Source organism: Mycobacterium sp. TH-M15 (assembly GCF_057473705.1).
The window spans coordinates 1-4,770 of record NZ_JBYCLB010000438.1; the positions used below are offsets into that span (position 1 = coordinate 1).

At 70.4% G+C, this 4,770-nt stretch carries 6 protein-coding genes; 3 read left to right on the top strand and 3 right to left on the bottom strand.

All coding sequences use genetic code 11. The annotated features are described in order from the left end of the window. Both AC2VNT_RS10570 and AC2VNT_RS10575 read right to left on the bottom strand, forming a co-directional pair. Positions 1-881 (bottom strand): phosphotransferase family protein (locus tag AC2VNT_RS10570; protein WP_486946811.1); only part of this gene is annotated, 881 nt, incomplete at its 3' end. A gap of 49 nt (positions 882-930) precedes the next feature. Then, positions 931-1,275, bottom strand: coding sequence for a nuclear transport factor 2 family protein (locus AC2VNT_RS10575; RefSeq protein WP_486946807.1), 345 nt, complete (start codon positions 1,273-1,275; stop codon positions 931-933). A 141-nt stretch (positions 1,276-1,416) separates the two neighbouring features. On the opposite strand from AC2VNT_RS10575, the gene AC2VNT_RS10580 reads away from it, so the two are divergent. From AC2VNT_RS10580 to AC2VNT_RS10590, 3 genes are read left to right on the top strand one after another with little or no spacing between them, the layout of a single operon-like run. Next, entirely contained in the window at positions 1,417-2,121 is a 705-nt protein-coding gene (locus tag AC2VNT_RS10580; protein ID WP_486946812.1) for a response regulator transcription factor, read from the top strand. Further along, positions 2,099-3,634: a sensor histidine kinase gene (locus AC2VNT_RS10585; protein ID WP_486946808.1), complete on the top strand. Its 1,536-nt coding sequence runs from the start codon at positions 2,099-2,101 to the stop codon at positions 3,632-3,634. The genes AC2VNT_RS10580 and AC2VNT_RS10585 overlap by 23 nt, the downstream gene beginning before the upstream one ends. 9 nt (positions 3,635-3,643) lie before the next feature. Next, complete coding sequence (locus tag AC2VNT_RS10590) at positions 3,644-4,261, top strand: histidine phosphatase family protein (RefSeq protein ID WP_486946809.1); 618 nt, start codon at positions 3,644-3,646, stop codon at positions 4,259-4,261. Between the two features lie 10 nt (positions 4,262-4,271). Here the strand turns inward: AC2VNT_RS10590 and AC2VNT_RS10595 are convergent, their stop codons facing one another. Beyond that, a complete protein-coding gene (locus AC2VNT_RS10595) occupies positions 4,272-4,604 on the bottom strand; it encodes a LapA family protein (protein WP_486946810.1) in 333 nt (110 codons plus the stop codon). Positions 4,605-4,770: the final 166 nt, after the last annotated feature.

The following is a 4,770-nucleotide window of genomic DNA, read 5'->3' on the forward strand; positions in this document are numbered from 1 at the left end:
TCGATCACGATGCCGAGCCGGAAGCAGGCCAGCACGGTGTACCAGTCGATTCGGGACAGGTCGCGGGTGCTGCCTGCGGCGTAGCGGGCCGTGAGGTCGTCGGTGCTGGCCAGCCCGTCGGTCTCGGTCAGTGCGTGTCCGAACACGCTGGACCCGTCGGCCTGCCGCCAGGTGGCCAGCAGTTCGCCCAGGTCCAGCAGCGGGTCGCCGATGGTGCACATCTCCCAGTCCACGATCGCCACCACCTCCGGCCCGGTGCGGGAGAACATCACGTTGGCCGCATGGTAGTCGCCGTGCATGATCCCCGGGGTCCACGACGCCGGCCGGTTGGCTTCCAGCCACCCCGCCACCTCGTCGACGCCGGGTAGGTCCGGGCCGGGATAGTTCTCGAACTGCCGGTAGGAGTCCAGCTCGGCGAGCCAGCGCGGCACCTGGCGCTCCAGAAACCCGGTCGGTTTGCCGAAGTCGCCGAGTCCCACCGCCACCTGGTCGACGGCGCCCAGCCGGGCCAGCGCGTCGGCCATCGACAGCCCCATCTCGAACCGGACCCTCGGGGCGCCGGCGTGCAGCGCCGGCAGCCCCTCGCTGGCGTTGAACCCGTGGACGGGCTCCATCAGGTAGAAGGCGGCGTCACCGAGGACCGCGGGGTCGGCGCAGACCGCGATCAGCGGCGGATGCGGGACGTCGGTTCCGGCCAGCGCGGCCAGCACCCGGGTCTCCCGCAGGATGACGTCGTTGCTGCGCGGACGCAGGTGCCGAGGCCCGCGGCGCAGCACATAGGACCGGCCGGACCGGGTGAACCGCACCATGACGTTCTGGGTTCCGCCGGTGAGGGCGGTGACGTCGTCTAGCGGGCCGTCGCCCAGCCCCTGGCCGGACATCCATCGCGCGACCGCGTCGAGATTCACAGCAGAGAATCCATCGGCGCCGTCAGCGCCTGGGCTGCACCGACCGGGAGATGGTCTGCACCCGGATCAGGTCGTCGGCGAAGATGAACGTGTCGTTGCCTTCGACGCGGGCGGTCGGGGCGTCGAGCGCCCACTCCAGCAGCAGCGCGTCGCCCTCGAAGATCTGGTTCCGGATCTCGAACGCATCGGCGGACTCGGCGGCGAACAGCTTGCTGAACGCGGCCCGCACCTGCGCCTTCCCGCGGGCCACACCCTGGGCGGTGATCAACACGGAGTCGTCGCCGTAGTCGGCGACCAACTCGTCGAGGTCACCGTTCTTCAACGCGTCGATGTGGTGGCTGAAGATCTCCTGCGGGGTGCGTGCCATCACCGCTCCGTTCGTTGCCGTTGTAGCGTCGACGGTAACCGATCCACAGCAGACACAAATTGTCGGCACAGGGCGGGCCCATCGCCTCCGACATACTGGACTGTCATGACCCAGTCGCGCTCGTCGACCGAGCGGGTGGTGATGTCGCGGGCGGACGGCACACCGGTCAGCGTGCTGGTGGTCGACGACGAGGTCGTCTTGGCCGACATGGTCGCGATGGCGCTGCGCTACGAGGGCTGGAACACCGCCACCGCCGGTGACGGTGCGTCGGCGATCAGCGCGGCAAAGGCCGACCGCCCCGACGTCGTGGTGCTGGACGTGATGCTGCCGGACATGAGCGGCCTGGACGTGCTGCGCAGCCTTCGCGAGCAGAACCCGCGGCTGCCGGTGCTGTTCCTCACCGCCAAGGATGCCCTGGAAGACCGGATCGCCGGCCTGACCGCCGGCGGCGACGACTACGTGACCAAACCGTTCAGTATCGAGGAGGTGGTGCTGCGGCTGCGGGCGTTGCTGCGGCGCACCGGGGTGACGATCGCCGACAGCGGCAACGAGATCGTGGTCGGCGATCTGGTGTTGAACGAGGACAGCCACGAGGTGACGCGATCCGGCGACCCGATCACGTTGACCTCCACCGAATTCGAGCTGCTTCGGTTCATGATGCACAACGCCAGGCGGGTGTTGAGCAAGGCGCAGATCCTGGACCGGGTGTGGAGCTACGACTTCGGCGGCAGGTCCAACATCGTCGAGCTTTACATCTCCTACCTGCGCAAGAAGATCGACAACGGCCGCGCACCGATGATCCACACGTTGCGCGGCGCGGGCTATGTGCTCAAGCCGGCCAATTAGCCCGGCACGACGCGGCTCTCGCCGCGTGTGGTCGCTTCGGACCCGGCTGCTGGTCGGCCATATCCTGCTGCTCGCCACGGTCTGCATCGGAATCGCCGGGGCCACCGAGGCGGCGCTGCACCGGTACCTGGTCCACCAACTCGATTCGCAGCTGAACGATGTCGCACACCGGTCGGCCCGCCTGCACGGCCATCCGCCGCCGGCGTCGTGGCGGCACGGCCATCCGCCGCCGGCGGCGTGGCGGCACCGCCAGCAGCCCAAGCCGGGACCGGGCCCGGACTTCCTGGACGCCCCCGGCCAACCGATCGGCATGGTGGCCGGCGTGGTCAGCCACGACGCGATGGCCGCGCCCGGCTACCTGTCCGATACCGGCACCCGAGAGCCGTTGAGCAGCACCGCCGTTGCCGAGCTGGCCGAGATCGCCGGAACCCACGGGCCGCAGACCCGAAAGCTGGACGGCATCGGCGACTACCGGTTGGTCGCCACCCACGCCCGGCACGGCGACGACGTCGTCGTCGTCGGCCTGCCGCTGGCGGCGGTCGACGCGACCGTCATCCGGACGTTGCTCATCTTCGCGGTGGTCACGGTGTTCGCGCTGGCGGTGGCCGGCACCGCGCTGGTGTTGATCGTCCGTCGGGCACTGGCCCCGCTGCGGCGAGTCGCGCAGACCGCCCGCGAGGTGGCGGCGCTGCCGCTGGACCGCGGCGAGGTGGAACTGCCGGTGCGGGTACCCGAGGCGGATACCGACTCGCGCACCGAGGTCGGCCAGCTCGGCTCGGCGGTGAACCGGATGCTGGACCACATCGCCGCCGCGCTGGCTACCCGGCAGGCCAGCGAGACCCGGGTGCGGCAGTTCGTTGCCGACGCCAGCCACGAACTGCGCACGCCGCTGACCGCAATTCGCGGCTACGCCGAGCTGGCGCAGCGGGTCGGGCTGGAGCAAGGCGACACCGAAGTGGTCGCGCACGCGATGGGCCGGATGCGGTCCGAGACCGAGCGGATGACCCGGTTGGTGGAGGACCTGCTGCTGCTGGCCCGGCTGGACTCGGGCCGCCCGCTGGAGCGCGTGCCGGTGGACCTGTCCCGGCTAGCGGTCGACGCGGTCAGCGACGCCCATGTGGCCGGGCCGGATCACGAGTGGCGCCTTGACCTTCCGGCCGAACCGGTGCTGGTGCTCGGCGACGCCGCCCGGCTGCACCAGGTGCTGGCGAACCTGCTGGCCAACGCCCGCGTGCACACCGGCCCGGGCACCGTGGTCACCACCGGGCTGCGCACCGACGGCGACCAGGCCGTGCTGACCGTTACCGACGACGGACCCGGCATCTCGGAACGGTTCCGGTCGGAGATATTCCAGCGGTTCGCCCGCGACGACACGTCCCGGTCACGCGCCGCCGGTAGCACCGGGCTGGGCCTGGCGATCGTGGCGGCGGTGGTCAAGGCGCATCAGGGCACGATCGCGGTGGAGAGCGCCCCGGGCCGCACCGAGTTCACCGTCTGCCTGCCCCGGCCATAAGGTGACACGATGCAGGTGCTGCTGATCCGCCACGCCCTGCCGCTGCGCAGCGAGCACGGTCGGGGCGCCGACCCGCAGCTCTCCGAGATCGGGGTGCGGCAGGCCCAAAGGCTGCCGGAGGCGGTACGCCGCTACCCGGTCACCCGCCTGGTCAGCAGCCCGCAGCGCCGGGCCATGCAGACCGCGGAGCCGCTGGCCGCGGCGCTCGGGCTCCGGATCGATGTCGACGACCGGTTCGCCGAGTACGACCGGGATCTGGCGGGGTATCTGCCGATCGAGGAGCTGCGGACCGAGCGGCCGCAGGACTGGGCCCGGATGGCGCAGGGATTGCTGCCGGCCGGCGTCGACGAGGCTGCCTTCCACGCCCGGGTCCGAGAAGCGATGGACGCCGTGGTGGCCACAGCCGATCCCGAGCAGACCATCGCGGTGGTCAGCCACGGCGGAGTGATCAACACCGTGCTGCACGACGTCCTGGGCACCGCGCGGCTGCTGTCATTCCCCATCGACTACGCGTCGGTGACCGCACTGCGGTATTCACGGTCCGGTCGGGCCACGGTGGCGTCGGTGAACGGCATCGAGCACGTCTGGCAGCTGCTGCCGCGAAACCAACGGCGGCCGGTCGAGTGAGCCGGGCCGGCTACCGGCGCAGCGCGAGGTTCTTCTTGGCCGCCCGGCGCAGCTGGAAGATCCGGGCGGTGCCGACCAACACGGTGACCAGTCCGCCGCCCACCGCGGCCAACAGGATGGACACCCCCAACGGCAGGGTCCAATTCCACTTCAGGAAGGTCACCTGTACCGTCTCGGTGTTCTGGGTGACGAAGGTCAGCAACACGATGAGAATGAGAAAGCCTAGGATCAAGGCGCTCCACAGGCCGGCCGCGCGGGTGTACGGGGCGGCCGCGTCGACCGGCGGGGGGGTGGCTTCGCCACCCTGAGGCTTGTCGGGTGGTGAGTCGGCGTCGGTGCTCATGGGGCACATCTTGCCGCTTTTCGCCGGAGATCGGGGCCGAATCCGCCGTCGCGGCGGTCGTGCAACGGCAAATGGGCTTGGCGGGAAGAGATCGTCGCCTACCGTAGTCGGATGACTGCTCGCCCGGTCGAACCGGCGCCGCCTGTGTGGCCGGCGATTCTGACCT